Source organism: Nostoc linckia z4 (assembly GCF_002608075.1).
In the GTDB taxonomy this organism is placed as follows: domain Bacteria; phylum Cyanobacteriota; class Cyanobacteriia; order Cyanobacteriales; family Nostocaceae; genus Nostoc; species Nostoc linckia.
Genome location: NZ_LAHA01000014.1, coordinates 1 through 22,252, shown reverse-complemented (window position 1 = coordinate 22,252; position 22,252 = coordinate 1). Strand labels below are relative to the sequence as shown.

Annotated in this window: 16 protein-coding genes; 15 read left to right on the top strand and 1 reads right to left on the bottom strand. The window is 39.8% G+C overall.

Annotated elements, in window-relative coordinates; genetic code table 11:
* Window positions 1-53 precede the first annotated feature (53 nt).
* Entirely contained in the window at window positions 54-1,178 is a 1,125-nt protein-coding gene (gene pqqE, locus VF06_RS13765; RefSeq protein WP_180267386.1) for a pyrroloquinoline quinone biosynthesis protein PqqE, read from the top strand.
* Between the two features lie 114 nt (window positions 1,179-1,292).
* Here the strand turns inward: pqqE and VF06_RS13760 are convergent, their stop codons facing one another.
* Window positions 1,293-2,663 (bottom strand): response regulator, encoded by a 1,371-nt coding sequence (locus tag VF06_RS13760; protein ID WP_099072642.1) that lies wholly within the window; start codon window positions 2,661-2,663, stop codon window positions 1,293-1,295.
* Between the two features lie 825 nt (window positions 2,664-3,488).
* Here VF06_RS13760 and VF06_RS13755 point away from each other — a divergent pair.
* The 14 genes from VF06_RS13755 (at window position 3,489) to VF06_RS13690 (ending at window position 22,141) form a co-directional block, all read left to right on the top strand.
* Window positions 3,489-4,163: a vWA domain-containing protein gene (locus VF06_RS13755; protein ID WP_099072643.1), complete on the top strand. Its 675-nt coding sequence runs from the start codon at window positions 3,489-3,491 to the stop codon at window positions 4,161-4,163.
* A gap of 37 nt (window positions 4,164-4,200) precedes the next feature.
* Window positions 4,201-4,983, top strand: a complete 783-nt coding sequence (locus VF06_RS13750) for a PP2C family serine/threonine-protein phosphatase (RefSeq protein WP_099072644.1) — start codon at window positions 4,201-4,203, stop codon at window positions 4,981-4,983.
* A gap of 54 nt (window positions 4,984-5,037) precedes the next feature.
* The gene (locus VF06_RS13745) at window positions 5,038-7,203 is read left to right on the top strand and encodes a tetratricopeptide repeat protein (RefSeq protein ID WP_099072645.1); all 2,166 of its coding nucleotides are present in this window, start codon (window positions 5,038-5,040) and stop codon (window positions 7,201-7,203) included.
* Window positions 7,204-7,835: 632 nt separating this feature from the next.
* A complete protein-coding gene (gene rfbF, locus VF06_RS13740; RefSeq protein ID WP_099072357.1) occupies window positions 7,836-8,609 on the top strand; it encodes a glucose-1-phosphate cytidylyltransferase in 774 nt (257 codons plus the stop codon).
* Between the two features lie 110 nt (window positions 8,610-8,719).
* Entirely contained in the window at window positions 8,720-9,934 is a 1,215-nt protein-coding gene (gene lhgD / locus VF06_RS13735; RefSeq protein ID WP_099072358.1) for an L-2-hydroxyglutarate dehydrogenase, read from the top strand.
* Between the two features lie 310 nt (window positions 9,935-10,244).
* Window positions 10,245-11,270, top strand: coding sequence for an NAD-dependent epimerase/dehydratase family protein (locus VF06_RS13730; RefSeq protein WP_099072359.1), 1,026 nt, complete (start codon window positions 10,245-10,247; stop codon window positions 11,268-11,270).
* A 99-nt stretch (window positions 11,271-11,369) separates the two neighbouring features.
* A complete protein-coding gene (locus tag VF06_RS13725; protein WP_099072366.1) occupies window positions 11,370-12,638 on the top strand; it encodes a class I SAM-dependent methyltransferase in 1,269 nt (422 codons plus the stop codon).
* Window positions 12,639-12,800: 162 nt separating this feature from the next.
* Window positions 12,801-13,808 (top strand): glycosyltransferase family 2 protein, encoded by a 1,008-nt coding sequence (locus VF06_RS13720; protein WP_099072360.1) that lies wholly within the window; start codon window positions 12,801-12,803, stop codon window positions 13,806-13,808.
* A 98-nt stretch (window positions 13,809-13,906) separates the two neighbouring features.
* The gene (locus VF06_RS13715; protein ID WP_371411458.1) at window positions 13,907-14,770 is read left to right on the top strand and encodes a phytanoyl-CoA dioxygenase family protein; all 864 of its coding nucleotides are present in this window, start codon (window positions 13,907-13,909) and stop codon (window positions 14,768-14,770) included.
* Window positions 14,771-14,968: 198 nt separating this feature from the next.
* A complete protein-coding gene (gene rfbC / locus VF06_RS13710) occupies window positions 14,969-15,526 on the top strand; it encodes a dTDP-4-dehydrorhamnose 3,5-epimerase (RefSeq protein ID WP_099072361.1) in 558 nt (185 codons plus the stop codon).
* A 68-nt stretch (window positions 15,527-15,594) separates the two neighbouring features.
* Entirely contained in the window at window positions 15,595-16,842 is a 1,248-nt protein-coding gene (locus tag VF06_RS13705; protein WP_099072362.1) for a glycosyltransferase, read from the top strand.
* Between the two features lie 255 nt (window positions 16,843-17,097).
* On the top strand, window positions 17,098-18,411 hold the full coding sequence (locus VF06_RS13700; RefSeq protein WP_099072363.1) for an NAD(P)H-dependent oxidoreductase: 1,314 nt from the start codon (window positions 17,098-17,100) through the stop codon (window positions 18,409-18,411).
* A gap of 149 nt (window positions 18,412-18,560) precedes the next feature.
* Window positions 18,561-19,646, top strand: coding sequence for a glycosyltransferase (locus tag VF06_RS13695; protein WP_099072364.1), 1,086 nt, complete (start codon window positions 18,561-18,563; stop codon window positions 19,644-19,646).
* A 269-nt stretch (window positions 19,647-19,915) separates the two neighbouring features.
* Complete coding sequence (locus VF06_RS13690) at window positions 19,916-22,141, top strand: GumC family protein (RefSeq protein WP_099072365.1); 2,226 nt, start codon at window positions 19,916-19,918, stop codon at window positions 22,139-22,141.
* The last annotated feature ends 111 nt before the right edge of the window (window positions 22,142-22,252 follow it).

Sequence of the window (22,252 nt, the reverse complement as noted above, 5' to 3'; positions counted from 1 at the left end):
GGCCCACAATCGTTTTTATACATAAAATCAGCAATATTTAATTACGAATTAATATGACAATTTATAGACCGTTAAGCTTAATTGCAGAATTAACCTATCGCTGCCCACTGCGTTGTCCGTACTGCTCCAATCCACTAAATTATGGCGATAACCAATATCGTCAAGAACTTTCCACTGAAGATTGGTTGCGAGTAATTCACCAAGCATCGAACTTGGGTGTGTTACAGCTTGGCTTGACTGGTGGCGAACCACTGCTACGAAAAGACCTAGAATTACTTGTGGCAGCGGCAGCTAAAGCTGAACTATACACCACTTTGATTACTGCTGCTACTTTATTAACTCCAGAACGAGCTACACAGCTGCGTGATGCCGGACTCGATCACGTACAAATTAGCATCCAAGATAGTCGTGCTGCTGAGTCGGATTATATTGCTGGAAGTCACTGTTTTGAGCAAAAATTAGAGGCGGCAAGATTAGTCAAGGCTTTGGGTTTCCCGTTGACACTCAATTTTGTTCTGCATCGGCAAAACCTAGACAGGATTGAGGAGATTTTAGAACTGTGTGAGGTTTTAAAAGCAGACAGAGTGGAATTAGCGAACACTCAGTATTATGGTTGGGCATATCGCAACCGTGATGTTTTACTACCTACCCGCGAGCAGCTAAAACGGGCAGATGCGGCAGTGGCAGCCGCGAGAAAGCGTAACATCTGCCCAATGGGTATCTTATACGTGCTTCCAGACTATTATGAAGATTATCCCAAAGCTTGTATGGGTGGCTGGGGTCATCGAGCTGTAGTTGTTGCTCCCAATGGTGATGTCCTACCTTGCCAAGCCGCCACTTCCATTCCAGAATTAGAATTTGCCAATGTCCGCAACCATTCACTAGATTGGATTTGGTTTGAATCGCCTGCTTTTAATCGGTTCCGGGGTACAGAATGGATGCCTGAGCCTTGCCAAAGTTGCGATCGCCGTGGGGTTGATTTTGGTGGTTGCCGTTGCCAAGCTTTACTTCTGACAAACAATGCTGCTACCACCGATCCTGTGTGTCATCTCTCACCACACCATCACCTAATTACCACACTCACAAAACAAGCAAATCAGGAAAACTTGAATTCATCCCCGCCTTTGGTTTATCGCTCTATGTCAAAATCTCAATTTATAGCAGCCGACAGACAATAGGCTGGAACTGGGGATTGGGGATTGGGTATGGGGCATTCAAAAGTCAATTTTATTCCTTTTTACCTGTTCCCTGTTACCTCTCTCTACTAGTAAAAATTCGGTATATTCATGAATTTAAGTTAAATGCATGAAAACTATTTTCAGTAAATCTGCTTGCGTAAATGGTTTGGTTAAATATCCAGATGCCCCGACTAATCTGGCTTTTACTTTGTCTACAATTCCTTTGTTACCAGTAACAAAGATAATAGGAGTCTGTTTAAACATTGAATTATTACGTATAATCTTACACAATTCATAACCGTCAATTCCTGCCATGTTTAGATCCAGCAAAATTAAGTCTGGTTTGTGCCTGATAATTGACAAAACGGCTTTTAATGGATCGTTGATGGTGACTACAGAAAAATTTTCATTTTCTAAAAAATGACTAATTTCTTTAAGAATTGTGGGGCTATCATCTACAGAAACGATTTTGTGGATTTTTGGTGGAGTTACAGTAGCGGCGGCTACTCTTTCGGAAGGGGAATTTATGTTATTTGATATTGTTGGTTCTTGAAAGTTGGCTGTTGGAGGAGTGGAATTTTGTGGTAATTGTTCAACGACATCATTCTCTTGAGGAATATCTAGAGAACTATTGATTTCTTCTTGAGTATCAAATAAATCTGTGGTCAATTTTGGTAAAAACGATTTTTCCTCAAATAATTTTGGTAGTTTATCAAATGGTGGATCTGGTTCGTGCAAAATAATTCTCCCTTGAACGATGTAGGGATATAATTGCCGAGCTAGTTTAATTTCATCCTGATTCAAAATTGCAGCCAAATGACAAATGCTAAAACCTTTCATCCAGTTAGTTAAATTCGGCTGGAGATTTGGTAAATCTTTTTGCTCTAATTGGTTGTTAGCCAACAGATATGGACGCTGATAGGGAGAAGAAATTTGTGGCCCAAAGGACTGCCAACTCTCTAATCTTGCTTGGCAGCGTTCTAAAATTTTTTCTATATCGAACCTGCAAATTTTTGGCATTCTACTAAAAGGTTCACTTAATTCATAACTGCCTTCTTTAATGAGCAAAAATGATTCAATCACTTCTTTAACTAATTCTTGAATCAATGCTGCTGCTTGCGTAGAATGTAGATGTTGTTGACTAACAAGCCAGTATATAGCTTGATATTCAGGAGGCTGGCTTGTTGATTGAGCATCTTGTTCTGTTAATTGACTGTGCAAGTCAGGTTCAAACATCAAACGAACTTGAACGCGAACCTCGTTGGTAAGTAATGGAATTTGATGGCTTAAGCGACGCAAATGACGTTCTAGTCGGTCAAAGGGTTCTACTGAATGAGTAGCGTAAGTTATTTTGCCTTGTTCTAAGTAAATCAACCACGAAACTGAGTTACTAGATGCTTGTAAACAAGTAGTGTCCGAGCAATTAGATAATTGTCTTAACAAACTTAAAGGACGTAGTTTGGCAAACACACCTGAATTATTCATACTTTTTCTACTTTTTTGCGGAATCAACAACCTAACATTTGTAAATTACAAATATCAGCGATGAAGTATTTTCTTCTTTGTAATATTTCTTTATGCACAAATTATTTATTTGAAATATGTATATATATTAAAATTCATAAATTTTTAAATTGTTGGTTGTATTTTATACGTTTTTTGGAGGTGTGTAAAATAAGTCTTTTTGTTTAATTGTGTACAGTATCTATGAAAAAACTTGTCTTTGGTTGTGTTTCCAGTTGCTCTTAACTGATGTAGGTGAAAATAAACAAATGTAAAGAAGAATTATCAATACAATGTCAGTATTATCTTGATTGTTTTTAACTTGACTGACTACCGATCGCTCTCGATCTGAAACTGCAATCATCTACATCTTTCGCTAGAGTAGTTTCCTAAGGAACTAAATTTGATTCTCGGTTTTCACAATTACCCAGGCACACTTGTAAAGTAAACGAACTTAATTATGCTTAATTACTTTTATATTAAGAAATCATTGTCCTACATAAAATCTTTAAAAACTTATGTAGGAAATTCTACGTATTTATTGTACTGTAGGTTTGATAGATATAAATTTTTGGTAGATACACTACAACAGATAATGCTGAGTTTTGAGAAACTCTTTTTTGCAAAACTAAACGCCGTTCAACCTCTGCTGAAATATGTAGAGAACTGGGTGAGAAGAACTTGTTTGATGCTAACCACAGCATCTACAACTAGATACTATTATCTGTAGTCGCGTTAGTGACTAGCAAACATATAGATTGAAAACAGGAAATTAAAACTTTGGATTTTAACATAACACAAAAAGTTATGCATGATACATTAAGACTTGATGAAGTTGTAGAATTTGCAGAAAACCCAGAACCGCGTTGTCCGTGTGTCCTCTTACTAGATACATCCGGCTCAATGCAGGGAGACCCCATTGAGGCTTTGAATCAGGGTTTACTCAGTTTAAAGGATGAATTAGTCAAAAATCCCTTGGCTGCGAGAAGAGTAGAAGTGGCCATCGTCACCTTTGACAGCAATATTAATGTAGTACAAGACTTTGTAACCGCCGATCAATTCAATCCGCCAATTTTAACAGCTCAGGGATTGACAACGATGGGTGCAGGAATTCATAAAGCTTTAGATCTTATTCAAGAAAGAAAGTCTCAGTATCGTACCAATGGAATTGCTTACTACCGTCCTTGGGTATTTATGATTACCGATGGAGAACCGCAAGGAGAGTTAGATCATGTAGTAGAGCAAGCAGCCCAACGCTTACAAGGTGATGAAGCTAGTAAGCGTGTAGCATTTTTCACAGTAGGTGTAGAAAATGCGAATATGACGCGCTTAAATCAAATAGCTGTACGTACTCCGCTGAAACTCAAAGGGCTAAACTTCATTGAGATGTTTGTTTGGCTTTCAGCTAGTATGTCGGCTGTTTCGCATTCCCAGGTGGACGAACAGGTAGCACTACCGCCAATTGGTTGGGGGACTGTTTAATTACAAAAATGGCAGCTAGCTGTTGGAACAAAACCTTATGAACATATCGAAACAGATTGCTCAATGGCGGATTGTGGCTGCGTCAGTATGTGGTACAAGTCACTTAAGAAACAAGCAATTGTGCCAGGATGCTCATCACTGGCAGATATTGGCGGATAACATTTTAGTGGCAGCAGCAGCAGATGGCGCGGGTTCTGCAAGTCTGGGAAAAGTAGGAGCGATGCTGGCTGTGGAAACAGCCATCGAAAACCTATCTAGTAAAGGACTAACCCGGAGCAGTTTGACTAATGATGCTAATGTGCGATCGCTCTTAAATGATGCCATACTAGCTGCCAAAAAAGCTGTTGAACAAGAAGCAGTTGCTTGCGAAAAACAACTTGCTGACTTAGCAACTACTTTAATTATTATGGTTGCCACACCAGAGGTTGTGGCTGTAGCCCAAATAGGTGATGGTCTGGCTGTGGCCAAAGACCGAATGGGCAACCTTTTAGCAGTAACTATGCCTGATAGTGGCGAATACATCAACGAAACCACTTTTTTAACTTCGCCCACTGCCTTAGACACAGCACAGATGAGATTATGGCGTACAGACATAGTAAATGTTGGTATAATTACTGACGGGTTACAAATGCTGGCTTTAAATATGGTTGTTGGGGAACCTCATAAACCGTTCTTTTTTCCGCTGTTTGAATTTGTAGCCAATGCCGAGGACAAGACAGCAGCAAAAGAGCAGTTAGTAAAATTTTTACGTTCAGAGCGGATTGCCCAACGCACTGATGATGATTTGACACTGATAATAGCTGCATTCAACAACTCATAAGCATTAACTTTAAAAATTTGAGATTTTAAATACTCCCGTTAGCGGTAATTGACTATGCAGGTACTACGTTATTCTCCTAAAAAAGAAATCCTCAATTTGAGTATGAGTCTGGGGCGTGGCGGTGAAGCTTGTGTTTATGCAGTGCCATCCGATGGCAACTTGGTGGCCAAGATATACCATAAGCCAACCAGTGCCCATGCCGAAAAACTCCAAGCGATGCTGGCTAACCCGCCAGAAAACCCCACAGCTAGTTTGGGGCATATTTCCATTGCTTGGCCTGAGGCTTTCTTGCACGCAGCGGATGGTAGCAACAACATTCTGGGGTTTTTAATGCCACGCATTCAAGGAATGCGTCCAATCATTGACTTTTATAACCCCAGAACTCGTCGCCAACACTGCCCCTTATTCAATTATCAGTACCTGCTCCGCACCGCTCGTAACTTGGCGGCGGCTTTTGCGGCTTTACACGCTAGCGGATATTGCATTGGTGATGTGAATGAGTCAAACATCCTCGTCAGTGACACAGCACTGGTGACCTTAATTGACACAGACTCATTCCAAGTACGTAACCCTGATGGTAACTTGGTTTACCGTTGTCCAGTGGGTAAACCGGAGTTTACGCCACCAGAACTTCAAAATAAAACTTTTGCAGAACACGATCGCGAAATTTCTCACGACTTATTCGGGTTAGCAGTACTAGTATTCCAACTATTAATGGAAGGTACGCACCCATTTTCTGGGATTTTTCAAGGTGCCATCGAGCCTCCACCTTACGAAGCTCGCATCGCCGCAGGTCATTTCACTTACAGCCAAAAGCGACGCGTACCTTACCTACCTACACCCATCGCCCCCCCTTGGGAAATTCTTCATCCTGGGTTACAAGAACTATTTGTGCGTTGTTTTGAAGATGGTCACAACAACCCACAGCTGCGTCCTAGCGCCCAAACTTGGCTCAGTGCAATCGCAGAAGCCGAAGATTCCCTAATTACTTGCACAACTAATCCCCAACATCGTTACAACAACCACCTAGACCTTTGTCCTTGGTGCGAACGTACCGTGCGATTGGGTGGACGCGATCCTTTCCCATCACATCGAGCAATAGAAGCCAGAGAACATCTCCAACCGCGCATCAAGCCGAAAAAGCGCCACACCCAAACACCGCGTTTGCCACAGCGAGCCATGCCATCGCACCTGGCAAATTATTGGCAACCCATGACGCCAAGCGGTTCCTATTATAGACGCTCCAAAAAATCCAAGTTGTACCCCATTGGTTTTTGCTTATTGGGTTTAGTTTTATTGGGATCTGCGGACTTAATGATTAAATTTACTGAGCCGTTAGTTTCCCAAAACGCTTACACTCAACAAACATTGAAATCTGGTCAGGGAATTAATAAACTTAGCTTTGCCGATTATTATCAGCAAGGTCATAGTGCTTACAAACAGCGAGACTATGAAAAAGCAGTTGCAAGCTATAGTCAAGCCATTGAACAAGAACCCAAACACGCCAAAGCCCTAGTTAATCGAGGCAATGCTCGTTATAATCTCAAAGATTATGAAGGAGCAGTAGTAGATTATACCCAAGCTTTGAAAATCAAACCCAAAGAAATTAAAGCTTTGGTGAATCGGGGAAATGCGCGGTTTATGCTTGCTGAATATAGCAACGATCCGGATACAGAATATAATTTAGCCCTCACGGATTACAATCGCGCCATTGGTCTCGATCCTCAAGAAGTTGAAGCTTATATTAGACGCGGTATTGTCCGCGCCCAAATGGCTAAATATAGCGGTGAGTCTCAACAAATTTATAAAAGAGCGATCGCAGATTTTACTCAAGCAATCAAACTGAATTTATCCAAAGCAGAAGCTTATTTTCAGCGTGGTGTTGTTTACTATCAAATTGCCCAATATAGCAGCAATTACGAGCAAGAATATAAACAAGCGATCGCTGACTTTAGCCAAGCATTAACCATCAGCCCCAAACTAGCAAAAGCCTTCCTCAAACGAGGTATGGTGCGTTATGAACTAGCACAATATGGTGGCAGTGAATCCAACCAAAACCAAACAAAGGCAATGGCAGATTTACAGACAGCTGCCAAAATCTTTCTTGAGCAAGATGATATGGATAACTATCAGCAAGCACTCAGTAATATGTGTGTAGTTGTTGAAAATAAATGTGACCCTTTATTCCCAGGCTCAAGTAATGCAGAAAAAATCAACTAAATTCAGGAGTCAGAATTCAGGAGTCAGAATTCAGAATTCAGGAATCAGAATTCAGAATTCAGGAATCAGAATTCAGAATTCAGTAGTCACAATTAGAATCATCTCTGTGCTTAGCTATCAGATTTAGATTGTGTACTTCAGGATTATTGAATGCTGTATTAGTTGGATATTATTGGTTTTGATTGAATAAATCAAATCTGATTATGATTTGCTAGTGTTAATTTCATAGCAATTTCTAGGGGCGCACAGCTAGCTGTGTGCCCCTACAATAATTTAAATACCTATGCTGTAGGAGTTCAAAAATTCAAGTGGATTACTAATGCATAATTTATTAAAAAATAATTAAAGAATTCTTTTATACTTGCCTAATTAATTCTGACTCCTGACTCCTGAATTCTGAATTCTGAATTCTGAATTCTAAATTCTGACTCCTGACTCCTGAATTCTACTCTATAGATATTCTTTATATATAAAAGATTTTAATTTATATCTACTTCATAATTTTGTCAAAAAATACAGTTAGATTATTGACTGAGAAAAATAAATCAGAAATCAATTTTTCTCCATATAAGTGCATCCTCTTCATATCAGGAAAGACAAATAATATCTCTGCAAATTTCCGAGGTAATTGCATGAAAGCGGTAATTTTGGCTGGAGGGCTTGGTACACGCCTCAGTGAAGAAACTAGTATCAGACCCAAGCCGATGGTTGAGATTGGTGGTAAGCCCATTCTGTGGCACATAATGAAGACTTACTCTACCCACGGCATTAATGACTTTATTATTTGTTGTGGTTACAAAGGTTACATAATTAAAGAGTATTTCGCTAACTACTTTTTACACATGTCAGATGTCACCTTTGACATGAGATTTAACCAAATGAATGTGCATTCTGGATATGCTGAACCTTGGCGTGTCACTTTAGTAAATACGGGCGATCGTACAATGACTGGTGGACGCTTAAAACGCATCAGCGAACATCTGGGAAATGAAACTTTTTGCTTTACTTATGGTGATGGTGTCAGTGATATTAATATCACCGAATTAATTCAATTTCACCAACAACAAAATACCCTAGCAACCCTCACAGCAGTACAACCGGCAGGACGTTTTGGAGCCATTTCCTTAGGATATGAGCAAACTAAAATCACCAGTTTTCGGGAAAAACCTGAAGGCGATGGTGCTTGGATTAATGGCGGCTATTTCATATTAGAACCAGAAGTGATAAACTTGATTGCTGATGATTCCACCGTGTGGGAACAAGAGCCATTGGAAAAGTTAGCTTATATGGAACAGCTATCTGCTTTCAAACACTATGGTTTTTGGCAACCAATGGATACCTTACGTGATAAAAATTATCTAGAGGGCCTATGGAACAGCAATCAGGCTCCTTGGAAGGTATGGTAAAAAAGAGTTAGGAGTTAGGAGTTAGGAGTTAGGAGTTAAATAACAAATAACGAATAACAAATGACAAATGACTTTATAAATTTAATGTAAGTAGAAGTACGATAATTCTAATGTATGATTTTGCAATTATAGGTGGGGGAATAGTTGGACTCTCTACAGCGTTGGCTTTAGGTAAACGCTATGCCAATGCACGTATTTTAGTATTAGAAAAAGAGAGTCAATGGGCATTTCATCAAACTGGCAATAATAGCGGGGTAATTCATTCTGGTATTTACTATAAACCAGGGAGTTTCAAAGCTAAATTTTGTCGCGATGGTTCCCGCTCAATGGTAGATTTCTGTCAAGAACATGGAATTGACCATGAAGTTTGTGGTAAAGTAATTGTTGCCACTGAAGAACAAGAGCTACCACGCCTCGAAAATCTTTACCAACGCGGTTTAGAAAATGGCATAAAAGTCCAAAGAATTAGCCCCGAAGAAGTCAAGGAAATCGAACCTCATGTTAGTTGTGTTGGGGGAATTCGGGTATTTTCAACCGGCATTGTTAACTACAAGCAAGTTTGTTTGAAATATGCCGAGCTGATTCAACAGCAAGGGGGAGATTTACGCCTAAATACAAAAGTATTGAAAATCTTACCAAGGGGTAAAAGCCAGGTACTAGAAACCAACAAAGGTAGCTTTGAAACTCGGTTCGTAATTAATTGTAGTGGATTGCATAGCGATCGCACTGCCAGATTAAATCAAGTTGAACCCCAAGCCAAAATTGTTCCATTCCGGGGAGAATACTACGAACTCACTCCAGAGAAACGCTATCTAGTCAAAACTTTAATTTATCCAGTACCCAACCCAGATTTTCCTTTTTTGGGCGTTCACTTTACCCGGATGATTGATGGTAGCGTTCATGCAGGGCCAAACGCGGTTCTATCTCTCAAACGCGAAGGTTACACAAAAACCGATTTTGATTTGGGCGATTTTCTAGAAGTCATCACTTATCCCGGTTTCTGGAAATTAGCAGCCAAACATGCACCTGAAGGCATCCAAGAAATTATTCGTTCCTTTAGTAAAGCAGCCTTCGTAAAAAGTTTGCAAAAACTAATTCCCGAAGTCCAAGCAGAAGATTTAGTTCCCACCCATGCAGGAGTCCGCGCTCAAGCCTTAATGAACGATGGCAAGCTTGTAGACGATTTTTTGATTGTTTCCGGCGAAAACTCCATCCATGTTTGCAATGCCCCTTCTCCTGCTGCTACTTCTTCTCTAGAAATTGGCAAAGCAATTGTGGCGCAAATTCCCCAAATTTCGCATCTAGATAGCGTAGTAACTGCATAGATAGTTATAGTTGCTTATGCTTTGAGCATACATATTAACGTTTCCCAATTCAGAGATTAATCTTGTGGGTTGGGCCAAAAAGCCCGCCCACAACATCAAAGGACGAGCGAGACGCCCATCCCACAAGGGTGAAGTACACCATCTAAGTTTCAAAAACAGACATAGAAACTATCTGAATTCTGACTCCTGTTAGCGCAGCAGGGCGTAGCCCATTCTGAATTCTGACTCCTGACTCCTGAATTCTGAATTCTGACTCCTGACTCCTGAATTCTGACTCCTTTAACTCTTCAATACAAAGGCATTAACCACAATGAAAATATTAGTAACTGGCACAGAAGGCTATCTGGGTTCACTATTGCCATCTTTGTTAATGGAACGGGGACATGAAGTTATCGGTATAGATACTGGTTACTATAAAGTCGGTTGGCTCTACAACGGTACTGATATCACAGCCAAAACCCTTAACAAAGATATCCGCAATATCACCCCTGATGATTTGTCAGGTGTGGAAGCAGTTGTTCACATGGCGGAACTTTCCAACGACCCCGCAGGACAATTAGCACCCAACATTACCTACCAAATTAATCATGTAGGTTCAGTTCGTTTGGCTAGCTTGGCTAAGGCTATGGGTGTGCGTCGTTTTGTGTATATGTCTTCGTGCAGTGTCTACGGTGTTGCTACCGGCACTGATGTTACAGAAGAATCTCCGGTTAATCCCCAAACAGCTTACGCAGAGTGTAAAACCCTTGTAGAAAGAGATGTTGCGCCATTAGCTGACGATGACTTCTCACCTACCTTTATGCGGAATGCAACTGCTTTTGGTGCTTCTCCCAGGATGCGCTTTGATATTGTTTTAAACAACTTAGCAGGGTTGGCTTGGACTAGCAAACAAATCAAAATGACCAGTGATGGTACACCTTGGCGTCCATTAGTTCATGCATTGGATATTTGCAAAGCGATAGTCTGCGCCTTGGAAGCACCACGAGACATTGTACATAACCAAATCTTCAATGTTGGAGATACAGCTAATAATTATCGGGTGAAAGAAATCGCTGAAATTATTGCTGATGTTTTCCCTGATTGTAAATTGTTGTTTGGCAATAACGGCGCAGATAACCGCAGTTACCGGGTATCCTTTGAGAAAATTAACAGTATTTTACCTGGATTTAAATGTGATTGGAATGCTCGCCTTGGTGCCGAGCAGTTACTTAAATTATTCAGTCAAATTGATATGGCTGAAGATACTTTCTTGTTTAGAGGATTTACTCGTTTAAAACAGCTAGAGTATTTAATTCGTACTGAGCAAATAGACAAAGATTTCTTCTGGAAGAAGTAGAAAGTGTTTGTAGTTTGTGCTTTAGCGCTAAAGTGCAAACTACAAATATATATTCTTATTTACACAGCAATTTGTTCACTATTAATAGGGCTGGAAATTATGGCGATCGCAAAATGTCGTTTTAGTGGTCAACCTTTACATAAAACCTTTGTTGACTTAGGCATGTCACCCTTAGCCAATGCTTATCTAAGACCAGAACAACTAAATAAAGCCGAAAAGATTTATCCTCTCCACGCTTATATTTCGGAAGATACCCTCTTAGTTCAATTAGAACAATTTGAAACTCCAGACCAAATTTTTAGTGACTACGCTTACTTTTCTTCCTATTCAACAAGTTGGCTCAAACATGCCAAAAATTACACCGATATGATGGTGGAAAAGTTTCACTTTAATCATCATACCCAAGTTATTGAAATCGCTAGTAATGACGGTTACTTACTGCAATATTTTTTAGAGAAAGGCATCCCCGTTTTAGGAATAGAACCAGCCGCAAATATAGCCAAGGTTGCAGAAGATAGAGGTATTCCCACTATTAACAAGTTTTTTGGTGTTGAAACTGCCAAAGAACTGGTTATGCAAGGAAAGTTAGCAGACCTTTTAATAGGTAATAATGTTTTAGCTCATGTGCCAGATTTAAACGATTTCATCGCTGGGATGAAAGCCATTCTCAAACCAAATGGCATCTTGACGATGGAATTTCCTCATATTTTGCAACTCATCGAGCAAAATCAATTTGATACTATTTATCACGAGCATTTTTCTTATTTCTCCTTCCTGACCATTGAAAAAATCTTTGCAGCACACAACTTGCGAATTTTTGATGTGGAAGAATTAGCAACTCATGGCGGTTCACTAAGAATATATGCCAAACACGATGATGTTGATTATCCTAGCATTAGAGAACGAGTACGGTATTTAAAAGAAAAAGAAATTGCTGCTGGACTACATCGAATAGAAACTTACGTTTCATTTGGAGAGAAAGTTAAAGCAACAAAACACAAGCTATTAAGTTTTATCTTAGCAGCGAAAGCAGAAGGAAAATCAATTGTTGGTTATGGCGCACCTGCTAAAGGTAATACCTTGCTCAATTATTGTGGTATTGGTAAAGATTTTATTGATTACACTGTAGATTGCAATCCCTACAAGCAAGGTTTATTTTTACCTGGAACTCATATCCCTATCTTTCATCCAGATAAAATTCGGGAAACTCAGCCAAATTACGTACTAATTTTACCTTGGAATCTCAAGGAAGAAATTATGGAACAAATGGCATTTATTAGCGAATGGGGCGGACAATTTGTAGTGCCAATTCCTGAAGTACAAATTTACCCATGTCCTGTTCCTGATAGGGTTTTAATAGCATTGTAATTAGTAGATATAAGTCTTTCAGGAGTCATCAATTAGAATTCATCATCAATGATTGTAATGTTTAATGATTGACTCCTGAATTACCTTTTTTAAAAAGGCGTATTTGCCATGAAAATATTTGCTATCGAACCATAGGCTATTTGCAAATTTCAATACTCCACTATGCCTAAATTACTGACCATTGCCATTCCTACTTATAATCGCGCTGTATTACTGGATAAACAATTAGCATGGCTGGCTCAAGCTATCAAAGGTTTTGAAGATGAATGTGAAATTTTAGTTTCTGATAATTGTTCCACAGACAATACTCAAGAAATCATCAAAAAATGGCAAAATACACTCAGTAATATCACATTCAATTCAAATAAAAACTACAAGAATTTAGGCGTAGTCAAGAATATTATGTATTGCCTAAATTCTGCAACAACAAAATACGTTTGGACAATTGGTGATGACGATCCAATTCAAGATAGAGCCATTGCTTATGTCATCGATAAACTCAGATTGCACGAAAATCTATCATTATTGTTTTTGAATTTTTCTGGACGCAATCAAATTACAGGCGAACCAGTTCATCCCCCCACAATTGTTGGGAATCGCTGGTTTGATATAGATAGCGAACATGGTGATGGTGACGGTAAAGGTATATTTGAACATTGCTTTTCCAAAAGCGTCGGCGCAGTTATTTTCTTAACAGCTACAATCTACCGTACTGATTTAGTAAAACGCGCTTTGCAAATTTGGCCTGACGCTGAAAATAACTGGATATCTTTAGCTTATTTAGCCGGTTATTGTGCTGCAAATGGTAGTGTAATTGTCACTAAAGAAACTTATTTGGAATGTGTTGTTGGTGTGAGTTATTGGCAAAAAGAACCAAAATCTGCACTGTTAATGCAATACAAACACATACCAGAAGTGATTTTGAAATTGCAAGAAAATGGATATTCTAAGCATTTTTGTAGAAGAATGCTATTGCAAAACGGTAAACAAGTCAACTGGAAAGTTTTCTTGGGTGCTTTAAGAAGATGGCCGATGTCTGCTATCAAGACAGTAGTTCCATTCTTAGCTTTAGTCAGTTTGTGTGCTTTTGACGTGATGATTTACAAAGAGTTTGAGTTAGCAGAATCAAGTGAAATATCTAGTCAGGAAATGCGGAGTTACGAGCCTTAAATAATTCGTACCTTGTAATTTGCAATGACGCTTTTTTCTGCGAAATTCTCCGCTAGTAAAATTTGCAATCATATCAATAAATAGGAGGATTTTACATTATGTTGAATGGAATTTTCCGGGCAATTAAACACAAAACATCTATGCTGTATTTTGATTTAAAATACTACCTAGCCCTTTGGGAGCATAGCAAAAAATTGCCAGCATTAACAGCAGGCGATCGCCAAATCCTCAAAGCTCTTAAAAAAGACGGTGTTTATGTCACAACACTCGCAGATTTAGGATTAAATTCTAGCTCAGAATTCCTGAAAGCTGCTTACGAACAATTGTCTCAGATGGCAGATCCAAATAATGCCCATTTAGAGGAAAAGCTACCACAAATTTACACAGTCACAGGTATACCAGAAATTTTTAACTGGGGAAACGACACAAGGCTGCTCAATATCATTGAAAATTATATTGGTCTTCCTATTGCGTTTCATGGCGTACATTTACGCAAAGATTTTCCTAGCAAACACCAATTTGGAACGCTGTTATGGCATAGCGATGCTGAAGACCGCCGCATCATCAAAATCTTTATTTATCTGAATGATGTCGAACAAAAAACCGGCCCATTTGAATATATTCCTCGTTCTTTAACTCCTATATTCAGTTGGAAATATATTCAGCTTTACTATAAACTTTTCAAGTCAAATTATATGGGTATTGACGACGAAGATGTTAAACCAATCATCCCTAAATCAGCTTGGAAATCTTGCACGGGTGCAGCAGGTACAGTGATTATTGTAGATACAAAAAATGCTTTGCATCACGGTACAGTCCGCACAGAAGAACGGTCAACATTATTCTTTTGTTATACCGCTAATCCTCCGGAAAGACCAGAGCTTTGTACGCAATATTGGGATGATACTTATCCGAGAGCAGAATTACGTTCAATGTCAGATGGACTTAAAGTTTCCACTTAGAAATGTAAATTTCTCTGCTTGTGGTGGAAGAATATCTAATTTAATTAACCGCAGAGGCGCAGAGAACACAGAATAAAAGAAATAAAATTGCATATTTACTGACACAAAATACCTCTCAAACTCTCATATCTCTGTGTCCTCTGTGCCTCTGTGGTTCGTCTCTTTCCTCTATTCAACATTCATCTTAAAGGAATCAATATGATTTTTACTGAAACAGAACTCAAAGACGCATTCATTATTGACTTAGAAGAAAAGCCAGACCATCGCGGTTTTTTCGCTCGGACTTTCTGCGCTCAAGAATTTGCAGCACGTGATTTAAAGCCGACAGTGGCCCAATGTAATTTGTCTTTTAATTACAAAAAAGGCACAATTCGGGGTATGCACTATCAAATTCAACCAGCAACCGAAACAAAATTAATTCGCTGCACTAAAGGCGCTATCTATGACGTAATTATTGATATGCGTCCCGAATCTCCCACCTTTTTATCACACATCGGCGTAGAACTCACTCCAGAAAATCGCCGTGCTTTGTATGTTCCAGAAATGTTTGCTCACGGTTATCAAACACTCACAGATGAAACCGAAGTTGTATATCAAGTAGGTGAATTTTACACTCCTGGATATGAGCGCGGTTTACGCTATGACGACCCATTTTTTAATATTGATTGGCCTTTAGATGTCACAGAAATCTCCGAAAAAGATTTACATTGGCCCTTATTAAGAATGATGACCGTCGGCGGTACAGCTACTAGATAATCTCTCCTCCGCTTCTCTGCGCCTTTGCGCCTCTGCGTGAGTCAAAAAATTAATCAAGGTAGAAATAAATGCCAATTAATATTCTATCTCTGCTCACCAACGCCTCCTCTGTAATCTCTAAAAAAATCCAAGCCCGCATCAATTACGCCAAAACTTTACAAGTTGTTTCCCTCAAACCCAAACAACCTTCTAAAGGAAACGTACTCCTTTCTTATCGCATTGAACCATTCTTATTAAAACCAGGTCAACCAATGCCTAACGACCATACTTGGTATTGGGAAGTTTGGCAAATAGCGCAAACCTTTTTAGACATGCGCTACAACGTTGATGTCATCCAGTTCCACAATGACAAATTCGTTCCCGAAAAAAATTACGCATTTTTCATTGATATTCGTCATCGAATGGAGGCGCTTGCACCAAAACTGAATAAAGATTGCATTAAAGTTTTTCATGTTGACATTGCGAATATGGTATTTCGTAATGCAGCTGAATGCAATCGGCTGCTAGAACTCCAACAACGCAGAGGAATTACCTTAACTCCACAGCGATTTGAAACGCCTAATTTGGGCATTGAATATGCCGATTGTGCTACTGTTTTGGGCAACGATTTTACAGTTGGTACATTCCAATATGCCAACAAACCAATGTATCGTATCCCCATTTCTACCCCCATTGTTTATCCCTATCCCGAACAGAAAGATTTTGCCGCAGTCAGGAAAAATTTTCTGTGGTTTGGTGGTAGTGCTTTAGTTCTCAAAGGACTAGATTTAGTTTTAGATGCCTTTGCTCAAATGCCAGAATACCATTTAACGGTTTGCGGCCCCATTAGTAATGACAAAGAATTTGAGAAGGCTTTCTATAAAGAACTCTACGAAACACCAAACATTCATACTTATGGCTGGATTGATGTTAGTAGTCCTGAGTTTATCCAGGTAACAAATAATTGCCTTGGACTTGTTTATCCTTCCGTTTCCGAGGGACAGTCAGGAGCAGTCATCAGTTGCTTACACGCTGGATTAATTCCGATTTTAAGTTATGAATCTGGTGTGGATGTCCACGATTTTGGTGTGATTTTTGATAACCTTTCTCTAGAAGAAATTAAAGCGAAAGTCAGAAGTATTGCCAATTCCCCCGTAGCAGACCTGAAAATTATGTCTCAAAAAGCGTGGGAATACGCCAGAACAAATCATACCAGAGAAAAGTTTGCTCAAGCATATAAAAATGCTGTAGAGCAAATGCTCGATCGCCAAAAATCTCAAAAACAGAGTTATCCCATAGAATCTAACAAACAACTCGTACAACAAAGTAAAAAATAAAAAGTATTTATCTTTAAATTTTTTACTTATTTGCACTGTGATTAATAAACCTTTGCGTACCTACCCTGCGGGAACGCCTAACGGCGAATGCGCTTTCCTACCTCATTAAACTGGAAATTGCTATCAAGTACCAAAGTATCACTAATACAAATCGCATCTGAAAATGTACTTAATAACTATTGGTAACTAATTATTAAGTACAAAATAATTAGAAATTTGTAACACAACAAACAGTTCTCAAAAGGAGTTTAGTCCATGATTATTATCGATCGCGCCTTACAAGCCAGAGCAGCAGCAGGTAATCCCATTAAAGTCGGGATGATTGGTGCTGGTTTTATGGGTAGAGGAATTGCCAACCAAATTGTCAATTCAGTCCCAGGAATGGAGTTAGTTGCTATCTTTAATCGCCATATTGATGCAGCTAAACAAGCTTATTCAGAAGCAGGAATTGAAGATATTCAAGTTGTTGCAACTGTCGGCGAATTAGAAGATGCGATCGCCAACGGGAAATATGCAGTCACAGAAGACGCTAAGTTACTGTGTCGTGCCGAAAGTATCGATGCACTCATCGAAGTTACAGGTGCAATTGAATTTGGCGCTCAAATCGTCATGGAAGCGATCGCCCATCGCAAACATGTGATTATGATGAATGCCGAACTCGACGGCACCATTGGCCCCATCCTGAAAGTGTATGCCGACAAAGCAGGCGTCATTCTCAGTGCTTGTGATGGCGACCAGCCAGGGGTACAAATGAACCTCTACCGGTTTGTCAAAAGCATTGGTTTAACTCCCCTGTTGTGCGGTAACATCAAAGGACTCCAAGACCCCTATCGCAATCCCACCACCCAGGAAGGATTTGCCAAACGTTGGGGTCAAAAGCCCCACATGGTAGCTAGCTTTGCAGATGGAACCAAAATTTCCTTCGAGCAAGCCATCGTCGCCAACGCCACAGGCATGAAAGTAGCCAAACGCGGTATGTTCGGATATGACTTCACCGGCTACGTCGATGAAATGACCAAACTCTATGATGTGGAACAACTCAAAGAACTTGGTGGTATCGTCGATTATGTAGTTGGAGCCAAACCCGGCCCTGGCGTATACGTATTTGCCACCCACGACGACCCCAAACAACGCCACTATCTGAACTTATACAAATTAGGCGAAGGCCCCCTTTACAGCTTCTATACTCCCTATCACCTCTGTCATTTTGAAGTTCCCCTATCGGTAGCGCGTGTAGTTTTGTTCGGTGATGCGGTCATGTCTCCCCTAGCAGGCCCCTTAGTAGATGTAGTCACCACTGCCAAAATCGACCTCAAAGCCGGAGAAATTCTGGATGGCATCGGTTACTACATGACCTACGGACAATGCGAAAATTCCGACATCGTCCAACAGCAAAATCTCCTACCAATCGGTTTAGCCGAAGGATGTCGCCTCAAACGAGACATTTCCAGAGATCGAGTCCTCACATACGACGACGTAGAATTACCCGAAGGTAGACTTTGCGACCAATTACGAGCCGAGCAAAACAAGTATTTCGCCCCAGAGAAAATCTTGGCAACAGTGGGATGAGGAGATGGGGAGATGGGGAGATGGGGAGACGCGGGGACGCGGGGACGCGGAGAATAATTAATGACTAATGCCCCATGCCTCATGCCCCATGTCCCATGCCTCATGCCCCATGCCCCATGCCCGATTCCCTATTTTTTTAGGTAAAATTCATGAAAATAGCTCTAGTCCACGATTATTTAACTCAGCGGGGTGGGGCAGAGCGTGTATTTGAACTGCTTTGTCAGCGTTATCCACAAGCAGACATTTTCACATCTCTGTACGATCCGCAAAAAACTATCGACCTTGGCGATCGCATAGTTAACACAACATTTTTACAAAAGATTCCCTATGCAGCTAAGTATTTTCGGTCAATGGCTCCTTTATACTTTCCTGCTTTTCGTGCCTTAGATTTACAAGACTACGATTTAATTATTAGTAGTAGCACTAGCTTTGCTAAAGCAGTGCGAAAAAATCCCAACGCTCGTCACATTTGTTTTTGCCATAATGTGACTCGTTTTTTATGGGATACAGCAACTTATTTAAAGGAATATGGAGACTATAAATATTTTGCTCCTTTAATCGAGCAAGTCTTCCAAGCCATGAGAAAGGTAGACTTGAAATATGCACAAGAACCTGACATTTATATTGCTAATTCTAGTGTTGTTGCCCGCCGAATTGAAAATATTTACGGCAAACAGGCAATAATGGTTAACTATCCAATTGATACTAGTAAATTTGTTTTTTCTGATATTAAAGATGAATATTATCTAGCCTCTGCTCGGATGATTAGCTATAAGCGTCTTGATGTGATAGTAGAAGCTTTTAATTGGTTAGGCTGGCGGTTATTAATATCAGGTGATGGCCCAGAACTAGAACGGTTAAAATCCAAAGCATTACAAAATATTCAATTTTTGGGACACGTCAGCGATAAAACCCGCAAAGACTTATTTTCTAAAGCTAAATCTATTATTGTGGCAGCTTTAGAAGACTACGGATTAGTACCAGTAGAAGCCAATGCCAGCGGCACACCAGTTATTGCTTATGGGGCTGGTGGAGTATTAGATACTCAAATACCTGGTGAAACCGGAGTCTTTTTCAAAAGACAAACACCCGATTCTTTGCAAATTGCATTACAAGAAGCCAAGGGAATTTCTTGGAATTACGATCGCATTCGCCATCATGCAGTTACAAATTTTTCTGAAAACGCATTTTTTACTAAAGTCGAGGGAATTATTCACCAAGCTTGTAGGGTGTAAATTTAACAAGAATTCAGGAGTCAGAATTCAGGAGTCAGAATTCAGGAGTCAGAATTCAGGAGTCAGGACTCAGAATAAATTCTGTCAGCTTCACTAAATACTGTTTTGAATTTCTTGACTAAATACCAAATTTACTAATTTTACCAACTTGACAGATTTAACTTATCTACTGATTACATTCTGAATTCTGGATTCTGAATTCTGAATTCTGGATTCTGAATTCTGAATTCTTCTTATCTCTAGCGTAAATTCTGGGAAGGATAATAAAAGTGGTTCAAACGAGTCTAAATTCTCATATAACTACAGTTTCGGAAACTGAACCAAGCTATGGACAAATGTTTACTGTCTTGGTGCGGAGATTTCCTTGGTTTTTAATAGTATTGTTTGGTTCTATTACCATTGCAGGTATGGTAACTTTAAAAACCAAACCAACTTTTAGAAGTTCCATGCAGCTGCTAGTAGAACCGAACTATCAAGGTAAGAAAGAAGGAGGAGGAGTAGAAAATGAGTTTACAGACTCCAATGTGGTGATAGACACTGCAACCCAGCTTAACTTGATGCAAAGTTCGGGCTTGATTCAAAAAGCAGTTGATAAACTGGAGTCTGAATATCCAGATATCAGTACAGGTGAAATTAAAGGTTCTTTGGTCTTAACTCAATTAAGAAGCAAAGAAGATAATGTTGCAACTAAAATTTTTCAAGTCGAATACACCGATAAAGATCCCCAAAAAACTCAAAAAGTTTTAGGTGCAATTCGGCAAGTTTATGTTGAATACAATAAACAACAACAGGATTCGCGTTTACAAAAGGGTCTGCAAATTATTAGGGAACAGTTAGCAAAAGCCAGTGAAGAAGTAAAAGCGGCTGAGACAAATCTCCAAAGATTTCGCAGAAACCAAAATTTAATTGACCCAGAATCACAGGCGAAAGCAATTGAAACAGCTTTAAACAATATTGCTCAAGAACGCCAAACAACTCGCGCTCAATATGGCGAAGCTTTAGCACGACAAAAATCTTTAGAAGAACAACTTAATCGTTCTCCACAAAATGCTTTAGTAGCTTCTCGTCTAAGTCAGTCTACTCGCTATCAAGGCTTACTCAATGAAATCCAAAAAACAGAACTAGCCCTAGCACAAGAACGCTTACGGTTTACAGATGCAACTCCCAGCGTACAAAAGCTTAAAGAACAGCTTCAAAGTCAAAAGGAGTTATTGCAACAAGAAGTAGGAAGAACTTTAGGCGGAAAATCTGCTAGTGCGTTCATGTCTGGAGACTCTCTCCTGGAAAAAGGACAACTCGGTGAAATCGATCTCAACCTTGCTAGTCAGTTGGTGGAAACGCAAACAAATTTAGTTGCTTTAAGCGCCCGCGACCAAACTTTGGCTAAGAAAGAAAATGAACTGCGTTTTGAAATCAAACGCTTTCCGCCTTTGTTAGCTTATTACAATCGAATGCTACCGCAGCTACAATTTAGCCGTGAAAGATTAGAACAACTTTTAAGGGCAGAACAACAATTACGGCAAGAATTGGCTAAGGGTGGATTTAATTGGGAAGTTGTAGAAGAACCCCAAGAAGGTTTACGATTAGGCCCCAATTTACAACAGAATTTGTTGTTAGGTGGAGTGGTCGGGTTAATGTTAGGGGGAATTGCTGTCTTTATTCGGGAATCCATTGATGATTCTGTTCATACTACTGCTGAATTAGAGAAGCAAATACCTTTGCCATTGTTAGGAACAACTCCCAAATTACCGCCAGCTAAACCGAGAGAATCAATGATTAAATTGCCTTTTGGCAAGCCAGAAGTTCTCGCACCTTGGACAATTCAAGTATTGCAATCTCCACCGCGTTGGGAATCGCTGGATTTGATTTATAAAAACATTGAACTTTTAAATGCTGTTTCCAATTTAAAATCTTTAATGGTTACCTCGGCTTTGCCGGATGAGGGTAAATCAGCTTTAGCCTTGGGTTTGGCTATGAGTGCTGCACGTTTGCATAAAAGAGTACTCCTCATTGATGCCAATTTACGCGATCCTAGCCTGCACGAACAGCTAAATCTTCCCAATGAACAAGGGCTTTCAACTTTATTGGCTAGCGATGCAACTCTACCCAATCAAATTAATATTCAGTACACAGGTTCAGCCTACATCGATATTTTGACCGCCGGGCCAAAACCTGCTGACCCCGCTAATCTCTTGAGTTCTCCTCGGATGATGGAATTAATGGCAGCATTTGAGGAAAACTACGATTTAGTACTCATAGATGCTTCGCCCGTCTTGGGTATGGTGGATGCCATGCTCACTGCATCATCCTCTCGTAGTGTCGTTATGGTGGCAAGCATCGGTATTGTTACGCGCAGCCAATTAACTCAAGCTACAGCCATGCTCAGCAAGTTAAATTTGATTGGGGTTGTGGCAAATGGAGTATCAAATAGCAGTAATTACGTACCTTATGTCAAACAACAGCAATTAGCTCTGCGCCAAGCTGTGGAAAAATAAATAAGACTTGGGGCATTGGTGGTTATGAATCCAGATGTAGAGACGTTGTATTGCAACGTCTCTACAAAGATTTTTATTTTAATTTCAGCAACACAGGGTGGGAAGGGGGAA

Excerpts from the sequence above, each read along its gene's own strand:
- VF06_RS13750 (WP_099072644.1), top strand. The coding sequence starts at position 4,201 with ATGAACATATCGAAACAGATTGCTCAATGGCGGATTGTGGCTGCGTCA.
- rfbC (WP_099072361.1), top strand. The coding sequence starts at position 14,969 with ATGATTTTTACTGAAACAGAACTCAAAGACGCATTCATTATTGACTTA.
- pqqE (WP_180267386.1), top strand. The coding sequence starts at position 54 with ATGACAATTTATAGACCGTTAAGCTTAATTGCAGAATTAACCTATCGC.
- VF06_RS13725 (WP_099072366.1), top strand. The coding sequence starts at position 11,370 with ATGGCGATCGCAAAATGTCGTTTTAGTGGTCAACCTTTACATAAAACC.
- lhgD (WP_099072358.1), top strand. The coding sequence starts at position 8,720 with ATGTATGATTTTGCAATTATAGGTGGGGGAATAGTTGGACTCTCTACA.
- VF06_RS13745 (WP_099072645.1), top strand. The coding sequence starts at position 5,038 with ATGCAGGTACTACGTTATTCTCCTAAAAAAGAAATCCTCAATTTGAGT.
- VF06_RS13715 (WP_371411458.1), top strand. The coding sequence starts at position 13,907 with ATGTTGAATGGAATTTTCCGGGCAATTAAACACAAAACATCTATGCTG.
- VF06_RS13720 (WP_099072360.1), top strand. The coding sequence starts at position 12,801 with ATGCCTAAATTACTGACCATTGCCATTCCTACTTATAATCGCGCTGTA.
- VF06_RS13695 (WP_099072364.1), top strand. The coding sequence starts at position 18,561 with ATGAAAATAGCTCTAGTCCACGATTATTTAACTCAGCGGGGTGGGGCA.
- rfbF (WP_099072357.1), top strand. The coding sequence starts at position 7,836 with ATGAAAGCGGTAATTTTGGCTGGAGGGCTTGGTACACGCCTCAGTGAA.
- VF06_RS13705 (WP_099072362.1), top strand. The coding sequence starts at position 15,595 with ATGCCAATTAATATTCTATCTCTGCTCACCAACGCCTCCTCTGTAATC.
- VF06_RS13700 (WP_099072363.1), top strand. The coding sequence starts at position 17,098 with ATGATTATTATCGATCGCGCCTTACAAGCCAGAGCAGCAGCAGGTAAT.
- VF06_RS13730 (WP_099072359.1), top strand. The coding sequence starts at position 10,245 with ATGAAAATATTAGTAACTGGCACAGAAGGCTATCTGGGTTCACTATTG.
- VF06_RS13760 (WP_099072642.1), bottom strand. The coding sequence starts at position 2,663 with ATGAATAATTCAGGTGTGTTTGCCAAACTACGTCCTTTAAGTTTGTTA.
- VF06_RS13755 (WP_099072643.1), top strand. The coding sequence starts at position 3,489 with ATGCATGATACATTAAGACTTGATGAAGTTGTAGAATTTGCAGAAAAC.